14 protein-coding genes are annotated in these 17,340 nt (G+C 65.6%); all 14 read left to right on the plus strand.

What is annotated here, in order from left to right; all coding sequences use genetic code 11:
* The first annotated feature begins 125 nt into the window (after window positions 1-125).
* Window positions 126-587, plus strand: a complete 462-nt coding sequence (locus ACW4QM_RS09945; protein WP_157012814.1) for a tRNA (cytidine(34)-2'-O)-methyltransferase — start codon at window positions 126-128, stop codon at window positions 585-587.
* The gene (locus ACW4QM_RS09950; RefSeq protein WP_157012815.1) at window positions 588-2,384 is read left to right on the plus strand and encodes a cation:proton antiporter; all 1,797 of its coding nucleotides are present in this window, start codon (window positions 588-590) and stop codon (window positions 2,382-2,384) included. It begins immediately after the preceding gene.
* 73 nt (window positions 2,385-2,457) lie between these two features.
* The gene (locus ACW4QM_RS09955; RefSeq protein ID WP_306506396.1) at window positions 2,458-3,915 is read left to right on the plus strand and encodes a helix-turn-helix domain-containing protein; all 1,458 of its coding nucleotides are present in this window, start codon (window positions 2,458-2,460) and stop codon (window positions 3,913-3,915) included.
* A gap of 254 nt (window positions 3,916-4,169) precedes the next feature.
* Window positions 4,170-6,077 carry a flavocytochrome c gene (locus ACW4QM_RS09960; protein ID WP_232325747.1) on the plus strand — a complete coding sequence of 636 codons (1,908 nt, stop codon included), beginning with the start codon at window positions 4,170-4,172 and terminating at the stop codon, window positions 6,075-6,077.
* A 141-nt stretch (window positions 6,078-6,218) separates the two neighbouring features.
* Entirely contained in the window at window positions 6,219-6,899 is a 681-nt protein-coding gene (locus ACW4QM_RS09965) for a site-2 protease family protein (RefSeq protein ID WP_157012817.1), read from the plus strand.
* Window positions 6,900-6,914: 15 nt separating this feature from the next.
* Window positions 6,915-7,706 carry a segregation and condensation protein A gene (locus ACW4QM_RS09970; RefSeq protein ID WP_022739663.1) on the plus strand — a complete coding sequence of 264 codons (792 nt, stop codon included), beginning with the start codon at window positions 6,915-6,917 and terminating at the stop codon, window positions 7,704-7,706.
* A 6-nt stretch (window positions 7,707-7,712) separates the two neighbouring features.
* Window positions 7,713-8,693 carry an SMC-Scp complex subunit ScpB gene (scpB, locus tag ACW4QM_RS09975; RefSeq protein ID WP_198161063.1) on the plus strand — a complete coding sequence of 327 codons (981 nt, stop codon included), beginning with the start codon at window positions 7,713-7,715 and terminating at the stop codon, window positions 8,691-8,693.
* A 10-nt stretch (window positions 8,694-8,703) separates the two neighbouring features.
* On the plus strand, window positions 8,704-9,531 hold the full coding sequence (locus ACW4QM_RS09980; protein ID WP_455798414.1) for a pseudouridine synthase: 828 nt from the start codon (window positions 8,704-8,706) through the stop codon (window positions 9,529-9,531).
* 290 nt (window positions 9,532-9,821) lie between these two features.
* Window positions 9,822-10,646: a 3-methyl-2-oxobutanoate hydroxymethyltransferase gene (gene panB / locus ACW4QM_RS09985; protein WP_022739666.1), complete on the plus strand. Its 825-nt coding sequence runs from the start codon at window positions 9,822-9,824 to the stop codon at window positions 10,644-10,646.
* A 10-nt stretch (window positions 10,647-10,656) separates the two neighbouring features.
* The gene (gene panC, locus ACW4QM_RS09990) at window positions 10,657-11,508 is read left to right on the plus strand and encodes a pantoate--beta-alanine ligase (protein WP_114549692.1); all 852 of its coding nucleotides are present in this window, start codon (window positions 10,657-10,659) and stop codon (window positions 11,506-11,508) included.
* Between the two features lie 3 nt (window positions 11,509-11,511).
* Window positions 11,512-11,910, plus strand: coding sequence for an aspartate 1-decarboxylase (gene panD / locus ACW4QM_RS09995; protein ID WP_157012819.1), 399 nt, complete (start codon window positions 11,512-11,514; stop codon window positions 11,908-11,910).
* Between the two features lie 189 nt (window positions 11,911-12,099).
* A complete protein-coding gene (locus tag ACW4QM_RS10000) occupies window positions 12,100-13,044 on the plus strand; it encodes a ketopantoate reductase family protein (RefSeq protein WP_157012820.1) in 945 nt (314 codons plus the stop codon).
* A gap of 180 nt (window positions 13,045-13,224) precedes the next feature.
* Window positions 13,225-15,489, plus strand: a complete 2,265-nt coding sequence (locus ACW4QM_RS10005) for a hybrid sensor histidine kinase/response regulator (protein ID WP_237974045.1) — start codon at window positions 13,225-13,227, stop codon at window positions 15,487-15,489.
* Complete coding sequence (locus ACW4QM_RS10010) at window positions 15,486-16,904, plus strand: ABC transporter substrate-binding protein (RefSeq protein ID WP_157012822.1); 1,419 nt, start codon at window positions 15,486-15,488, stop codon at window positions 16,902-16,904. The genes ACW4QM_RS10005 and ACW4QM_RS10010 overlap by 4 nt, the downstream gene beginning before the upstream one ends.
* Window positions 16,905-17,340: the final 436 nt, after the last annotated feature.

Below are 17,340 nucleotides of genomic sequence, written 5' to 3' on the forward strand. Positions count from 1 at the left end.
TCAGTCGCTCAGACAGTCCTCGCTCGGCGGAAATGCCCACTGGGCATTTCCGTTCGCTGCGGAACTCGCTTGGTGAACGGCACCCCGCATCTCGAACCTGCTCTACCAACTATGAAAGGGTTGCAATGTTGAACATTGTTCTTGTGGAACCGGAGATTCCTCAGAATACGGGGAACATCGCTCGCACGTGCGCGTGTGTGGGGGCGCGGCTGCATTTGGTGGAGCCGATGGGGTTTCGGCTGACGGAGAAGAACTTGCGCCGGGCCGGTTGCGACTACTGGGATGATGTCGAAGTGGTGCGATGGCCCTGCGTCGAGGCGTTTCTGGAAGCCCATGGCGAAGATGAGCTGCATCTGTTCACGGGGCAAGCTTCGTGCGGCTACCGCGATGTCGTCTACGGGCCGGATGCGTTTCTGCTGTTCGGGCGCGAAAGCCGCGGGCTCGACCAAGGGCTCATCGACCGTTTCGCCGACTGCTGTCGCCGCATCCCCATGCGCGAGGGAGCCCGCTCGCTGAACCTTTCCAACGCCGTCGCCATCGCCGCCTACGATGCCTTGGCCCAGCGGAGCTTCCCGGGGTTGGTGTAGATGGAGACCTTCGAGCTGATCCTATTTCTGCTGACGGCGGTCATCGCCTCCAGCATTCTGGACAAGTTCCTGCCGCCGCTGTCGCTGCCGCTTGTGCAGATCGCCCTCGGCGCCGCGCTCGCGCTGGCGGTGCCCACGCCGTTGGAATGGGGCATCGATCCGGAGTTGCTGCTCATCCTGTTCATCGCGCCTCTGCACTTCAACGAGTCGCGCCACGTGGACTCCGGAGCCCTGTGGAAAAACCGCTGGGGCATCGCGTCGCTTTCCGTGGGGCTTGTTTTCGCCATCGTTGCTGCCTGCGGGGCGACGTTGCACGCGCTTTTGCCCGCCGTGCCCCTGGCGGCTGCCTGCGCGCTCGGCGGCGCCATGGGATCCACCGATGCCGTGGCCGTCACGGCGCTGACCCACGACCGCCGGTTCGGCCGCCGTCACGAGGCGCTGCTCAAGGGCGAGGCCCTGTTCAACGACGTGACGGGCACCGTGGTGTTCCAATGCTGCCTGACGATTCTGGCCACGGGATCGTTCTCGCTTTTGCACGCGGGCGAGGAGTTCGCCCTCGATCTGTTCGGCGGCTTCTTCGGCGGTCTTGTCATGGGGCTTCTTGCTTGGGGCCTTCTGCAGGTGCTGCGGCGCACGGGACTCGACAACCCCACGCTCCACGTGATGCTGGAGCTGCTTTTGCCCTTCGTCATCTATCTGGCGGCGAAATCGCTGCACATCGGCGCGGTCATCGCCGTGGTGGCTTCGGGGCTTATGCTGTCCCTACTGCCCCAGCGCCACACGGCTGCCACGGCCCGCACCAAGCTGCAGGCCCAAAGCGTGTGGACGACCTTGGAGTTCGTGCTGAACGGGATCATCTTCGTCGTGCTGGGCATGCAGCTGCCGCGCCTTCTGGAACCGGCGGCCGAGGGGAGCTTGGGCGATCCAGCGACGCTGCTGGGCGTCGTGGTGGCGCTGACTCTCGTGTTGGAAGGGGTGCGCTTCGCGTGGCTGCTCGCCATGGACGTGAGGGCTGCGGCCGCTCGGGGCGACGGCGTCCGCAGTTGCTTTGCGCCCGAGGCTCTGCGCGGCACGCTCGCCATGGCACTGGCCGGCGCCAAGGGCGGCATCACGCTTTCCCTCATGCTGACGCTGACGGCGAGTGCGGCGCTTTCTGCCGCGGGCCGGGCCACGCTCGTCTCCATCGCCTCGGGCATGATCGTGCTGACGTTGGTGTTGGCTGATTTCGCGGTGCCGGCGCTTACGCCCTCGAAGCGTTCGGCGAAGCGCACCCGCGATCGGGTGGACGCCGAGATCGACCTCGCCCTGGGCGTGATCGCCTCCATCGAGGCCGATGCGCATCTCACTGGAGCGGTGAAGGGCGCTGTCGCCGACGCTGTCGATGAGCCGGCCACGGTCGTCGTCATGCACCGCTATGCCGAGATGCTGGAAGATCTCGCGCCCGCGGCATCGCCCGCGGCGGCGGCCCGGGCCCGTGCGGAAGTCGCTCGGGTGCGCGGCCTTTACGATCAGCTGGACGACATCGCCCGCAGAGCGGCGCGGTGGGACGAGAGCGAGGACGACATGGAGGAGGGCCCAGACGATCGCCCGAGCTCACGTTCCTCGGCTGCCCCCAGCCTGTCCGACCAGTTCCATCAGATGCGCGAGACCCATGACGCTGTGGAGGACGTGCAGGCCCAAGCCCTCGTCCGCGAGCTGCAGCTCATCAAGGCCATGGTCGCCGATGACTCCATCGACGCGGCCCATGCCAAGGACCTGCGCAATGACGTCTACATCCAGCAGCTGGTACTCGACTAGCGCTTTCTCCTATTTGCCCAGATGGGAGCCGAGTCGGTATAATGGCGCAGATGACGTAGCGCAAGGAGGGAATGTGGGCATCGGAGAACAGGGGTCGGCGAGGGACCGCGCGACGGACAGTGCGGCGGCTGGTAAGGAGCGCCGGCCGGCCGTGCTGCGCAATTTCGACATTTCCTACATCGGGGTGTGCGCGCCGCAGATATGGATCTACTGCATCGCCCATCGCAGCGACGGGGCCCTCGGCGAGGTCGCGTTGGGCGTGCCTTTGTATTTGGCCCTTTCGGCGACGATGGCCGTCGTTATGATGCTGGTGCTGAGGGGGTGCGTGCCGAGTCTCCGGCGCCTCGCGTGGCCCTTGGCCGTTGTGCAGGGGCTTGCCAGCGTCGCTTTGGTGGTGCCGCTGCTCCCAGCATCACCCTCAGCTTCGATCTTTTATGCGGTCGCCGCCGCGCTCGCGGGCGCGGGCGTCGCGTGGCTCTATCTGCAATGGGCGCCGTTCTTCGCCAGCTCGGGAGCCAAAGATGTCATCGCCTGCGTGTTCATCGCCATGGCGGTAGGTTCCGCGTTGAAGGTGCCCCTCGATATGCTGCCGGCTCCCGCTGCGGCCATCGTGCTGGCGCTGCTTCCGGCCGTCTCGGTGGCCCTCGCGCGCCGCGCCGATGCCCGCCCCGTGCCCGCAGGGCGCGCGCCGCGCATGTTCCACGAGGTGAATCCCACGGCGATTCCCTGGAAGATTCTCTTCGGCGTGGCCGTCTACAGCTTTGCCATTGGGGCCGTGAAGGGTGTCCCCGTGCAATCCGACCCCGTGCCCTTCGTGGCGCTCACCGTTGTGCACCACGGCGTCGAGATCGTTCTTGCCGCAGCCATGCTGTGGTGGGTGCTCGTGCGCGGGCGGCTCATTAACTTCTCGGGGCTGTGGCGCGCCGTGCTGCTGTTCACGGCGGCGGCGCTGTTCTTTCTGCCCGTGGCCGGCCCCGCGGCCGTGCCCTGGTTGCTTCTCGGCGCCGGTATCGCCCAAACCCTCGTGGTCATGCTGCTGTGGGCAATGCTCGCCGATGTGGCCCACCATTCCACGGCCTCGCCCCTCGTGATCTTCGCCTCGGGATGGCTCGCCTACTCGCTACCCTTGGCCCTGGGCGAGACGGCGGGCGCGCTCCTCGGGCAGTTGGAATCTCCTGCGATTGCCGTGACGGTGCTGGCCTATGTCGTCACGGTGACGGTGGTGCTGGCCTTGAACGACAGCGCCTTCGCGCAGCGGCGCATCTTCGCCGATCTGGACGTCGCCGCTCCGGTGCCTGCGGTCTTCGAAAGTTTGGATGCGGGCTGCGAGCGCCTCGGCGCCGAGTGCGGCCTCACGGTGCGCGAGGTGGAGGTGCTCCAGATGCTCGTGAAGGGCCGTTCCAAATCTTATATCGCCGAGACGCTGTTCATTTCCGAGAACACCGTGCGATCCCATTCGAAGCACATCTACCATAAGCTTGGCGTTCACTCCAAGCAAGAGGTGCTCGACTTGCTCGGTCTTGGCGACTGAGATGCCGCCCCGCATCGTCCCCCCCGGCCGCCACGGTGCGGCCTTTTCCTTCGACAACGCTTTCGGGTTTTGCCCGTATTCTCAATGAACTGGGGAAACGTCCGTATCACCCCCTTCGTGTCATAGGGGTTCTCCGCGAAAACACACCGTTCGTGTACTAGTCCGCCCGCCGGGCCGGGCCCTAGGATGGCCTCATCGGCGGCGAGCAGACGGCTCAACCGCCCAAGGACATAGGGAGACCCGAGGAGGACACCATGAGCACTATGATTCAGAACCCCAACGAGATCGAGGCCTTCACGCGTCGTCAGCGCGCCCTCGCCCGTATCCATCGCAACATCACGGAGAAGTTCCAGCTGAACCGCCGCCAGTTCATCAGCGGCAGCCTCGCCACCATGGCGCTCGCCGCGCTCGGTCTTTCCGGTTGCGCGCCGAAGACCCCGGCGGCCTCCACGGGCGATGCCGCGCCGGCCTTCACTCCCGGCACCTACGAGGCGACCGCTCAGGGCCGCAACGGCGAGATCAAAGTGTCGGTGACCTTCGAGGCCGACCGCGTCGCCTCCATCGAGGCCGACCACATGGAGAGCCGCAACATCGGCGATGCCGCCGTGCGCCTTCTGACCGACAACTACCTGGAGACCCAGAAGCTCTCCGTCGATACCGTGACCGGCGCCACCCTCACCTCCATGGCCTTCGCCACGGCCGTGGCCGAGTGCGCCGAGGCCGCGGGCGCCGACATGCGCGCCATCATGAAGGGCGACGCCTCCGTGAACGCTGCCGAGCCCATAAGCGATGAGGCCGACGTGGTCGTCATCGGCTCCGGCGGCGCGGCGCTGGCCGCCGCCGTGACGGCCGCCGAGGCGGGCAAGTCCGTCGTCATGCTTGAGAAGATGGACATCTACGGTGGCAACACCAACGCCGGCGAGGGCACGCTGAACGCGCCGGATCCGGAGCGCCAGGAGCCCATGGGCATCGAGGACTCGCCGGACTTCTACTACACCCAGACCTTCGAGGGCGGCGACTCGGCGGGCGACCCGGCCCTCGTGCGCATCCTCGCCGACAACGCGCTGGACGCCGTGCACTGGATGGAAGACCACGGCCTTGTCTACGAGAAGGAGGTCTTCACGGCCATCGGCGGCCTGTGGCAGCGCGGGCACGCGGTCGAGGTCGAGCGCAAGGGCGAGCAGGGCGGCAGCTACTACGTCTCCTGCCTGATGGACGCCGCCCAGGCCACGGGCAACTTCACCCTGTACACCGATGCGAAGATCGAAGAGCTCATCGTGGAAGGCGGCGCGGTCGTAGGCGTGCGCGGCACCCGTCCGTCCTCCGGCGAGGCCGTGGAAGTGCGCGGAAAGTCCGTGGTGCTCGCCACGGGCGGCTATTCCCGCAACGCGGAGCTCGCCATGCAGTACGACAAGCGCGTGACCGAATCGATGCCCTCCTCTAACGTGTGCTCCTCCACCGGCGACGGCCTGGCTTTGGCCGAGGCCGCCGGCGCGGGGCTGCGCAACATGGAACTCGTGCAGATTCACCCCTTGGGCGACCCGCAGAACGGCGGCGTGGCCACCTTCGTGGGCAACTGGCTGGGTGTGGAGGACTACGTGATGGTCAACGACGATGCCGTCCGCTTCGTCCGCGAGGACGAGCGCCGCGACACCATCGCCGATGCCATCCTGGAGCAGCCGAACGACGAGATGTGGCTTCTGGTGGATTCCACGAACATCAAGGACGACCGCTTGGAGGAGATCGCCGACCTGGTGGCGAAGGGCCACAGCTTCAAGGCCGACACCATCGAGGACTTGGCGACCCAGATCGGCGTGGATCCCTCGACGCTCGCCGAGACCATCGAGGGCTACAACGCCTGCGTGGCCGCCGGCAAGGACACGCAGATCGCGCCCGGCAAGGAACTTTTGGGCGACGCGGTGTCCGATCCCTCCTTCTACGCCTCCAAGCGCATCCCGACCATCCACTACACCATGGGCGGCGTGTGCATTAGTCCCGAGGCGCAGGTGCTCACCGCTGCGGGCGAGGCCATTCCCGGCCTGTTCGCCGCTGGCGAGGTGACCGGCGGCGTGCAGGGGGCCAACCGCCTGGGCGGCAACTCCTACACCGATCTGATCGTGTTCGGCCGCATCGCCGGCGCCTCGGCCGCCGCTGCCGCCTAAGATCCCTGCGCCCCTCCTCTTTTGAGCCCCGCGACGTCCCCCTCCCTCCGTCGCGGGGCCCGCTGTCGTTCATCGGCGGTTTCTGTGGGTTTGGAAAGCGGCGCGATGATGAGGGCGCGCGGTGCGCTACACTTATGCGCTATGGTTAACATTCCCTACATCATCTGCTCGGTGCTGAGCTTCATCCCGGCCCTCGTGCTGCATGAGGTGGCCCACGGCTTTGCGGCCTACAAGCTGGGCGATCCCACGGCTAAGCGCTCCGGACGCCTTTCGCTGAACCCGCTCAAGCACATCGACCCCTTCGGCACGGTCATTCTGCCGCTTCTGCTCATGGTCATGGGCTGGCCGGTGTTCGGCTACGCGAAGCCGGTGCCCTACAATCCGCGCTACTTCAAGGACCCGCGCCGCGACGACGTCATCGTGGGCTTGGCCGGCCCGTCCGCCAACCTCGCCATGGCCGCGCTCGCCGCAGCGGTGGCCTGGGGCTGCTCGGGGCTCGTCGCCAACCCCGCCTTCGCCAACAACGAGCTGTTCGCCTACTTCTACGTGATGTTCTTGCCCACGTTCGCTCTCATCAACCTGTACCTTATGTTCTTCAACCTGCTGCCTATTCCGCCGCTGGACGGCTCCTCCATCTTCGCCATCCTGCTGCCGCCGAAGTACCTGCCGAAGTACTACCAGATCCAGCAGTACGCCTTCCCCGTGTTCATGATCGCCATCGTGGTGCTGCCCTACGTGTTCAACTTCAACCCGTTCTCGTGGTATCTGGGGGTCACGGCCGGCAATCTGTTCGATTTCATGTTCCCGCCGTTTTTCTCCTAAGAGACGGCGCCGCCCATGTCCTACAAAGTCCGCATCGACAGCTTCGAGGGCCCCTTCGACCTGCTGCTTTACCTCGTGAGCCGCCAGAAGGTGGATATCGGCGCTATCTCCATCACCGAGATCGCCGACCAGTACCTCGCCGAGGTGTCGCGCATGGAGACCCTCGATCTGGACGTGGCGAGCGACTTTTTGCTGGTGGCCTCTACGCTGCTCGAGATCAAGGCCCAAAGCCTCATCCCGCGCGAGCGCGACGAGCTTGACGACGACTTGGCGGAGCTCGCGCCTTCCGAGGCCCGCGATATGCTGGTCGAGCGCCTCATGGAATACAAGAAGTTCAAGAACGCCGCCGCGGTGCTCCACAACCGCTTCATAGCCGAGGGTCGCATGCACACGCGCCCCTTCGGCCCCGATGCCGACTTCCTCGGCCTCATGCCCGACTTCCTGGAAGGGGTGTCGCTGGACGCGCTGGCCTACCAGGCGGCCGCGGCCCTGGCCCGCCGCGAGGTGTTCCTGCTGGAAAGCGAGCACATTGCCGCCAAGCCCATTCCCGTGGAGGTGCACGTGCGCGCCATTCATCAGCGCATTCGCACGGCCAAGCACCTGCGTTTCTCGCAGCTTGTGGGCCCGGGCACCCCCAAGGATGTGGCGGTAGTGACGTTTCTGGCCATCCTCGAGCTGTACAAGCGCGTCATGGTGAGGCTCGAGCAGGACGAGCTGTTCGGCGATATCGCGATCGACTACATCGAGGGTTCGGGCGATTTGCGTTTGGAAGGCGACGACGCCCTCACGTCGGTGGGGGAGGAGTAGAGGCACATGTTTCAAGGATTGCAGGAAGACCAGCTGGCGGGCGCCCTGGAGGCGATGCTCTTCGTGACCGACGAGCCCGTGGGTACCATCGCGCTTGCCGAGATGCTCGAGTGCGAGGTGGGCGCAGTGGAGGCGGCGCTCGTGCGGCTACGGGACGATCTGGAGGCCCGCGGCTCCGGCATCCAGCTGCGCGAAGTGGCCGGCGGCTGGCGTTTGTTCACGCATCCGGCCTACCACGAGCTCATCGAGAAGTACGTGCTGTCCTGGGACACGCGCAAGCTTTCCGCGGCGGCCATGGAGACGCTGGCCATCGTGGCCTATACCCAGCCGGTGACCCGTGCCGGGGTGGCCTCGGTACGCGGCGTGAACTCCGATAGTTCCATCAACTCGCTGGTGGAGAAGGGGCTCGTGCGCGAGGTGGGTACAGAAGACGCGCCGGGCAACCCGGTGCTCTACGGCACGACTCGGGGCTTTCTGGAGAAGTTTGGTCTGCGCAGCCCTGCCGACCTGCCCGATTTGGCCGATTTCGCGCCCGATGCGGAGACGCGTCGGCTCATCACGGAGCGGTTGTCGGCCACGCGCAAGGACGCGGTTGTCTCCGACGAGCAGGCCCGCACCATGGCCCGCGCGCTCATGGGGGAGGACTTCGAGGCCGACGACGGCGAGGCCATGCTAACTGACGAGGAGCTGGCCCAGGGCACGGATGCGGCGGCCGAGGTGCTCGCGGACGCCCTGGAGGAGGAGCGCGGTGAGGAAGCGGCAGCGATAGCAGCTGGTCGAGCGAAGATCGAGGACGACGAGGCTGCCGAGGCTGCTGGGGGTGGAGAGGATGCCGGAGCTGCCCGTATCGCCGTGCCCGGCGCTGCCGCCGACGCGCTCGGCACCGCAGACGCCGACGCCATGTTCGCTCGCGCCATCGCATCCACGCTAGGCGTCGTCGACAAGATCGACTTCGACTCCCTCGTCTTCGAGACCGACGACGAGTAGGTCCCCTGCCATGGCCGAAATGAGGTTGCAGAAGTTTCTGGCCCGGGCCGGGGTGGCCTCGCGGCGCCATGCCGAGGAACTGATCGTGGCTGGTCGCGTGACCGTGAACGGCGCGCGGGTGACCGAGATGGGCGTGAAGGTTGATCCTGCTGCGGACATGGTGGCCGTGGACGGCGCGCCCGTCGCGCTGCCCGAGGAGAACGCCACGTTCCTGCTGCACAAGCCCGCCGGCTATGTGACCACCATGAGCGATCCCCAGGGACGTCCCACCGTGGCTGCGCTCATGGCCGACGAGCTGCTTGCCCATCCGGGGCTTTTCCCCGTGGGGCGGCTGGACACCGACACCACGGGGCTTCTGCTGTTCGCCGACGACGGACAGCTGGGCCATGGCCTTCTGCACCCGCGACGCCATGTGGAGAAGACGTATCTGGCCCTGGTGGAAGGGGTGCCCGACGCGGGCGACGTGCGGCGCTTGCGCGAAGGGGTTCTGCTGGATGACGGCCCCACGCTGCCGGCGGCCGTGCGCGTGCTCGAGGGCGCCGACGCCTGCCGGGCCGCGCAGCTTATCGGCGAGGGGGCCGGAGCCAGCGGGTACCGCCAGCGCCACGGGGGCAAGCGCGGCCGCGACGCGCTGGCCGCCAGGGGATCTTACGTGGAAGTGCGCCTGCGCGAGGGCCGCAACCGCCAAGTGCGTCGCATGCTGGAAGCCGTGGGGCATCCGGTGATCGCCCTGCACCGCGAGGCCTTCGGCCCGCTCGTCCTGGGGGATCTGCCCCGGGGCGCCTCGCGTCCGCTCGCGGAAGAGGAAGTGGCGCGCCTCAAGGAACTCGCGTCCTAGCCCGGATGCCGGCGAGGGCTTGGTTTGGCCCATGTTCCGGCGTCTGCGAGTATCTGAGCCGATCCGCGTCCCGGCGCGATCCGCGACGCGCGCCAACGTCGACCTCTTGTCGGGGCGCGGGTCGCAGCCGGCTTTCTTATAGATCGCAAGAATGGCAGTATCGGCAAATCTGATCGAAATCACCAACATTTTGGGATGCCGCGTCGGCGTCAGCGCTTATAATACGCGCCAGTGAAGGATACCGTTGCACCCGGGAAGGCTCGGGGCGACAGGATCGAAAGGAAGTAACCATGAGTGTTACCGTATCGACGTTTCTCAAAATGAAGGCCGAGGGCAAGAAGATCTCGATGATCACCGCCTACGACTACACCACGGCACGGCTCGTGGACGAGTCCGGCATTGATTCCATCCTCGTCGGCGACTCGCTCGGCAACGTCATGCTCGGTCTGGGCGACACCGTATCGGTGACGATGGAGGACATGATCCACCACGGGGCCGCTGTGGCCCGCGGCACGAAGAACGCGCTCGTCGTCGTCGATATGCCCTTCATGTCGTATCAGTCCAGCGTCTACGACGCGGTGGTGAACGCCGGCCGCCTCATGAAGGAGGCGCGCGCCAACGCCGTGAAGCTGGAAGGCGGTGTGGAAGTGGCGGACCGCATCCGTGCCATCGTCGACTGCCAGATCCCCGTGTGCGCCCATATCGGGCTCACGCCCCAGGGCATCAACGCGCTGGGCGGCTTCAAGGTGCAGGGCAAGACGGCCGATTCGGCCCGCAAGCTTCTGGAGGATGCCCATGCCGTGGAGGAGGCCGGCGCCTTCGCCGTGGTCCTCGAGGCCATTCCCGCCGAGCTCGCCGAACGCGTGTCGGCGGAGCTGACCATCCCCACCATCGGTATCGGCGCCGGCGCGGGCTGCGACGGCCAGGTGCTCGTGAACCAGGACATGCTCGGCATGTTCCACGACTTCACGCCGAAGTTCGTGCGCCGCTTCGCCGAGGTGGGCGACGTCATGCTCGAGGCCTACCGCGCCTACGACGCCGCTGTGAAGGACGGCTCGTTCCCCGCCGCCGAGCACACCTACGCCGCCCCCGCGGGCGTGCTGGAAAACCTCTAGGAGGCCGGCCATGGAGATCATTCGCACTGTTGCGGACATGAAGGCCCGCGCGGCCGCCTGGAAGGCCGAGGGGCTCTCCATCGGGCTCGTGCCCACCATGGGGTCGCTGCACGAGGGCCACGAGAGCCTCATGGACGCCGCCCGCGCGGCGAGCGACCGCGTCGTCGTCTCGGTATTCGTCAACCCCATCCAGTTCGGACCGGGCGAGGACTACGAGGCCTACCCGCGCGATCTCGAGCGCGATGCGCGCATCTGCGAGCGCCACGGCGTCGACGTCGTCTTCCACCCGGAAGTGGACGACATGTACGCCCCGGCCCACAACACCTTCGTGGTCATGGAAACGCTCACCGACTCGCTGTGCGGCGCCTCGCGCCCGGGGCACTTCCGCGGCGTGTGCACGGTGGTCACGAAGCTCTTCAACATCGTGCAGCCGCATCGCGCCTTCTTCGGGCAGAAGGACGCCCAGCAGCTCGCCATCATCAAGCGCATGGTGGCCGACTTGAACATGAACGTGACCGTCGTCGGCTGTCCCATCGTGCGCGAGGCCGACGGTCTGGCCAAAAGCTCGCGCAACGCCTACCTGAGCGCGGAGGAGCGCCAGGCGGCTCTCGTGCTGTCGCGGGCCATCTTCGCCGGGAAGGCGGCCGTGGAGGCGGGGGAGCGCGACGCCGCGGCGCTCAAGGCGCTCATGGGCGGCATCATCGAGGCCGAGCCGCTCGCGCGCATCGATTACGTGGAAGTCGTCGACGGTGTGACCATGCAGCCGACCGACGCCATCGGCGCCATGGCGCTCGTGGCCATGGCCGTCTACATCGGGAGCACGCGCCTCATCGACAACTTCCTGTACGAGGAAGGGGAGTAGCCCATGCTGCTGAACGTCCTGAAGGGGAAGATCCACCGCGCCCGGGTGGTGCAGGCCGAGCTTGACTATGTCGGCTCCATCACCGTGGACGCCGAGCTTGCCCGCGCGGCGGGCATCTTGGAGTACGAGAAGGTGCAGGTCGTCGACATCGACAACGGCAACCGCTTCGAGACCTACGTCATCGCCGGCGAGCCGGGAAGCGGCATGATCTGCGTGAACGGCGCGGCGGCCCACTGCGTGGAGCCGGGGCACAAGGTCATCATCATGTGCTACGCGCAGATGACTCCCGAGGAGTTCGCCGATCCCGACAACGCCCCGCGCGTGGTGTTCGTGGATGACGACAACCGCATCGCCCGCGTCACCCGCTACGAGAAACACGGACGTTTGGAAGATATGCAGTAGCGACTCCTCGGGGGGCGGGACCACGGGGCACCTTGATTCGCTCAGACAGTCCTCGATGGTATCGAAGGCCCAAGGTCGCCTTTTCCCTGCGTCGTTGCGCCTTCGATACCATCTGCGGAACTCGCTCGGTCAAGGCGCCCCGTGTTCCCGCTGCGCATTGCCACCGTTGAATATAGCAAGGAGGCTCTTATGAGGCCTATTGAAAATGTTGCCATTGTCGGGTTCGGGTCGCTGGGGGCCATGTATGCCGGCTGCTTCGGGGCCGCCATGGGGCCCGAGCGCGTTTTCGTGGTCGCCGATACGGCCCGCACCGAGCGCTATCGCGCCGAGGCCGCCACGTTCAACGGCGAGCCCATCCGCGTCACCTATCTGACCTACGATGAGGCTGCCGAGCGCGCCGCGGAGGAACCCTTCAATGTCGTCTTGTACGCCGTGAAGTACGGCGCACTGCCCGAGGCCATCGAGCAGTCGGCGCCGCTCATCGGCCCCGATACCGCCATCATCTCGGTGCTCAACGGCGTCACGAGCGAGGAGGTGCTCGCCGAGCGCTTCGGGTGGGATCGCGTCCTTTTGTGCGTCGCCCAGCAGATGGACTCCCGCAAGGTGGGCGCCACGGTGACCGCCGGCTGCGTGGGCGTGATGGCCCTGGGCGTCCACGATGCCGAGGACGCGGCCCAGCGGGCGAACCTCGAGCGCGTCACGGAATGGCTCACCGCCATCGACCAGCCCTTCATCACGCCGGATGACATCCGGCACCAGCTGTGGGGCAAGCTCATCTGCAACGTGGGGGTGAACCAGGCCTGTGCCGTCTACGACTGCTGCTTCAGCGGCATCCACGCACCCGGCGAGGCGCGCGAGGCCATGATCGCCGCCATGCGCGAGGTGGCGGCGGTGGGTCGGGCGGAAGGCGTGGATCTCACCGAAGAGGACGTGGCCTACTGGCTCGACATCATCGACCACTTGAACCCGGAGGGTCTGCCGAGCCTGCGCCAGGATGTGCTGGCGCGCCGTCCCACCGAGGTGGAGCTCTTCTCGGGCACCATCAACCGCCTGGGCGCGGCCCACGGCATCCCCACGCCGCAAAACGAGCGCTTCTACGCCGCCATCAAGGAACTCGAAAGCTCCTTCTCGTAGGGGCGAACCTCGATTCGCCCTCGTCAAGCACGTTGATCTCGCCTGAGAGGAGCGACCAAGGTCGCCCCCTACGGTTGGGTTGCGGGCCCTTTCAAGTTCACCGTCGAGTTACGTTCTCGTGACCGCTTGTTTTCAGTGATAAACTGGCGCAGGAATAACAAGCATGCACAAGGACGGCTTTTGGAGCGCAGAAAGTACATCGCCATCGTATCGGCCGCGGCGGTCGTCATCGTCGTCGCGGTCTGCGTCTACCTGGCCCAACTCTCCGCGACGGTCGCCGGCAACCTCATGACCTCCGTGGACGAGATATCCCGCCACGACGTGGAGACCATCGAGGGCACGCTGAACAATTGCTACGCGCGCCTGGGCTCGGTGGCCGACCGCCTCGAGGTCTACGACGTGCAGACGGTGCACGAGGCCCAGGAGCAGCTGAACCTGGAGGCGGCCTCATCGGCCATGTTCAACGCGGTCTATCTCATGGAAGCCGACGGCACGCTCTACAGCAGCTCGTACGTGTGCCTCGGTGCCGACGAGCACGCCTACGACGAGCTTATGGAAGACGGGCGCGAGCACTTCGCCATGCTCTACGACGACGAGAACGGCCGGCTGGAAACCACCAAGGAGTCCCTCATCTTCGGCATCCGTCTGCCCGATACGGAAATCGGCGGGCGAACCTTCGTGGCCATGCTCGCCCGCAGCGACTTGTCCACCATCTCCAGCCAGCTGGTCATCGAGAGCTTCGACGGCCAGGGCGTCTCCTCGGTCGTGAACGCGCGGGGCTATTACATCGTGAGCGCCAGCCCTGCCACCGACCTCGCCGGGCGCGACAACTTCTACGACACGCTCGAGGCCGGGCGCATCGACGACGGCGTCACGGTGGAGGACATCCGCCGCAACATCGCCGCGGGCGAGAGCTTCGTCATCAATTGCACAACGAGCGCCGGCGAGGATCTCGTCATGTCCTTCGCGCCGGTCGCAGGTACCGAGTGGTCGTTCATCATGACGGTTCCGACGGAGGTGTTCAGCCAGCGCTTCGCCCCCTTTATCGCCATGACGGTGGGCATGCTCGGGGCCATGGTGGCGGTCATCTCCGTCATGCTGGCGGTCATCTACCGGTTCATGAGGCAGTCGATCCAGGCTCGGGCGGAGGCCGTCGCGCGCACGGAGTTCCTTTCGAACATGAGCCACGAGATCCGCACGCCCTTAAACGGCATCATCGGCCTGAACCATCTGATGGAGCGGCACGTGGACGACGCCACCGCCATGCGCGACTACGTGAATCGGCTCGGCAAGGCCGCCCAGTACCTGCTATCGCTCGTGAACGACATCCTGGACATGTCGAAGCTGCAGGCCGGCAAGGTCGATTTGACGAGCGAGCCTTTCGACGTGAACGCGCTGGTCGACAATGTCTGCGAGATGCAGCGTGGGCCCATGGCTGACCGCGGGATCCGCTTCGAGCTGTCGCGCACGGTCGAGCACCCGTGGCTTCGAGGCGACGAGGTGCGCCTGTCGCAGGTTCTCATGAACATCCTGTCGAATGCGGTGAAGTTCACGCCCGAGGACGGCCGCATCACCATGAAGGTGCACGAGGCGGTGTACGCGTCGGGAAATGAGGCCGTGCTCACGGTGTCGATCGCCGATACCGGCTGCGGCATGACCAAGGAGTTCGCCGAGCACGTCTTCGACGCCTTCACGCAAGAGCGCAACCGCAACAGCGATTCCCAGAAGGGCACGGGGCTGGGCATGTCCATCAGCTACCTGCTCATGACGCAGATGGGCGGCTCCATCACGGTGGAAAGCGAGCCGGGGTGCGGTTCCTGCTTCACCGTCATCGTGACGCTTCCTACTGTCGCGAATGGTGATGGGTCGACGCCTGCTCAGGCGCCCTCGCTGATTTCGTCGAGCGTAGAAAGCGCGGAAGGCGTGGGAGGCTCAGAACGCGCGGAAAAGGTGGAAGCCGAAGTCGCCGAAACCGCCGAAGCCGTCGAAGCCCCCGGGGCCCCCGGAGCCGTTCGGGCTGTCTCCTCGCCGTCTGGTGCCGAAGCCGCTCGGGTGCCCGTCGAGATCCTCGTGGCCGAGGACAACGAGCTGAACGCCGACATCATCTCGTCCATCCTCACCGAGGAGGGCTTCTCCATCACCGTGGCCGAAAACGGCGAGGAGGCCGTGCGCCTGTTCTCCGAATCGCCGGTGGGACATTTCGCGGCCATCCTCATGGACGCCCAGATGCCGGTCATGGACGGCTACGAGGCCTCTCGCGCGATCCGCGATCTGAAGCGAGCCGATGCCAAGACGGTGCGCATCTTCGCCTGCACGGCCTCCACGTTCGCCGAAGATCGCAATCGCGCTCTGGCATCGGGCATGGACGACTTCCTCAGCAAGCCTTTGAACGTGACGGTCATGCTGCAAAAGCTTGAGGCCGTTCGGAAGAGCGGTGCCTCATGAGTAGCGAGAGCCGCAGAACGCATCGCAGGATGATCGAGCCGGCATTGTCGCCGACGCAAAGCGTCGCGCCGCCGATCCCTCGTCGCGGCATGACCCGCCGCGCCTTCTGCGCGGGAGCGGCCTTCCTCGCGGCCGCGGGGGCGCTGCCCCTTGCCGGTTGCAGCGGCCTGCCCTTCACGGGTGCCGCGCCCGTTCGTCTGGTGGTCAAGGTGCCCCGCACGGGCCACGATGTCGTCTTCGACGACTCCATCAGTCAGGTGGAGATGGTCATCCAGGGCATGGCCGACGAGTTCCAGCGCACCTACGCGCGCCCCGTCGACGTCGAGGTCATCGTCTTCGAGCAGAACCAGTACGACGAGGCCGTCGAGGGGTCGTTCGATACGGATAAGTCACCGGACGTGCTTTACGGCGACTACTTCAACATCTCCACCTACATTCGCACCGGGCGCGTCGTGCCGTTGGACGATGTCGCCACTCCGGCTATCCGCGACGACCTCTTCGACGATTTGTGGAACATGGGCGTGGTGGAGGGCCGCGCGTATATGATGCCCTATCTGGCGCGCCAGAACGTGCTCGCCTACAACAAGGAGATGTTCCGCAACGCGGGGCTTGGGGAGTTCATCGCCGAAGGGGAAATCACCGCCTGGTCGCTGAGCGAGTGGACGCGCATCTTGGACGCGCTTTCCGCCTCGCTTCCCGAGGGAAGCTTCCCGATGATGATGTACGCGGGCAGTTCCCAAGGCGACACCCATATCGTGACGCTTCTGCGCTCGGCCGGATCCAACATCTACGACGAGGCTGGCCACTTCAATCTCTCGGCACCCGAGGGTGTGTCGGCGTTCCGGTGGATTCAGGACGGCGTGGGACGCGGCTGGTTCCCGCCCCATGCGGAGAATCTCGAGATCGAAGACTGCTCCAGTTTGTTCCGCCAGGGGCAGTTGGCCATCTACATGGTGAACAACGCCTCCATCACCCGCTACGGCGATGCGGTGGGGCTCGTGAACTTCCCGGGGCCCGATGCCGACGGCAGCGCCACTGCCTTCGCCTCGGGCTTCCAGATCTTCGACAACGGCGATGCTGAGAAGCTGCAGGTGGCGAGGGATTTCCTCTCCTTTGTGTACGGCGATGGGTGCTGGCTCGACTACGCGGCGGGCGCGATACCGGCGAGCAAGCGCGTGTCCGACCGCTACGGGGCCGACATTCCCTTCTACGATCTGTTCCGCGCCAATGCCGGCAACGTATGGGATTTCACGGGCAACAACCCCGACACCCAAACAGTGCGCGAAATCTTCTATACGGGCATCCACGATCTGCTCATGGGCAAGACGACTCCCGAGGAGTGCGCCGCCTTTTTGGACGAGCGCTGCAACGCCGCCATCGACGAAGGCTGGGCCAAAAGCCAGCTGCATGAGTAGAGAGAAGTATAGCAAAGTTTCTCTAAAATACTAGTACAAATGTACGTTGCATTATGGTACCATATAACTGGCTGGGTGGCATGGTTGCCTCAGATAAGGAGGTTGCCATGGTTACTTGGACGCAATTGCTGACATTCGTCCTCGTGATTATTGCGGTGATCGATCTGACCGTAAGGGCCAGAAAGTGAAATAGCCGCTCCCGGTAAGTACGGAAAACGGCTACTTCGCCAAGCTACAAACTTGAAAACGAGGTAGCCGCCGTTCGCCCCGGCAAGCCACCCAGCCCCGTCAGTATATAACCCCAAACGGAATCCTGTCAAACATTGCGGAGGCGGAGGACGGCGTAAAGTTGATGGGGGTAATTCCTATCCCAGCACAGGGACCATGCCCTTGTCTATCCCCGCCGCATGGCGAACTTCGGCCGACTTGCCGACGA

This window comes from Adlercreutzia sp. CNCM I-6207, from assembly GCF_977072305.1.

What these genes read in the sequence shown, in the direction of transcription:
- ACW4QM_RS09945 (WP_157012814.1), top strand. Translation starts at nt 126, where the DNA reads ATGTTGAACATTGTTCTTGTGGAACCGGAGATTCCTCAGAATACGGGG.
- ACW4QM_RS09950 (WP_157012815.1), top strand. Translation starts at nt 588, where the DNA reads ATGGAGACCTTCGAGCTGATCCTATTTCTGCTGACGGCGGTCATCGCC.
- ACW4QM_RS09960 (WP_232325747.1), top strand. Translation starts at nt 4,170, where the DNA reads ATGAGCACTATGATTCAGAACCCCAACGAGATCGAGGCCTTCACGCGT.
- ACW4QM_RS09965 (WP_157012817.1), top strand. Translation starts at nt 6,219, where the DNA reads ATGGTTAACATTCCCTACATCATCTGCTCGGTGCTGAGCTTCATCCCG.
- ACW4QM_RS09970 (WP_022739663.1), top strand. Translation starts at nt 6,915, where the DNA reads ATGTCCTACAAAGTCCGCATCGACAGCTTCGAGGGCCCCTTCGACCTG.
- scpB (WP_198161063.1), top strand. Translation starts at nt 7,713, where the DNA reads ATGTTTCAAGGATTGCAGGAAGACCAGCTGGCGGGCGCCCTGGAGGCG.
- ACW4QM_RS09980 (WP_455798414.1), top strand. Translation starts at nt 8,704, where the DNA reads ATGGCCGAAATGAGGTTGCAGAAGTTTCTGGCCCGGGCCGGGGTGGCC.
- panB (WP_022739666.1), top strand. Translation starts at nt 9,822, where the DNA reads ATGAGTGTTACCGTATCGACGTTTCTCAAAATGAAGGCCGAGGGCAAG.
- panC (WP_114549692.1), top strand. Translation starts at nt 10,657, where the DNA reads ATGGAGATCATTCGCACTGTTGCGGACATGAAGGCCCGCGCGGCCGCC.
- panD (WP_157012819.1), top strand. Translation starts at nt 11,512, where the DNA reads ATGCTGCTGAACGTCCTGAAGGGGAAGATCCACCGCGCCCGGGTGGTG.
- ACW4QM_RS10000 (WP_157012820.1), top strand. Translation starts at nt 12,100, where the DNA reads ATGAGGCCTATTGAAAATGTTGCCATTGTCGGGTTCGGGTCGCTGGGG.
- ACW4QM_RS10010 (WP_157012822.1), top strand. Translation starts at nt 15,486, where the DNA reads ATGAGTAGCGAGAGCCGCAGAACGCATCGCAGGATGATCGAGCCGGCA.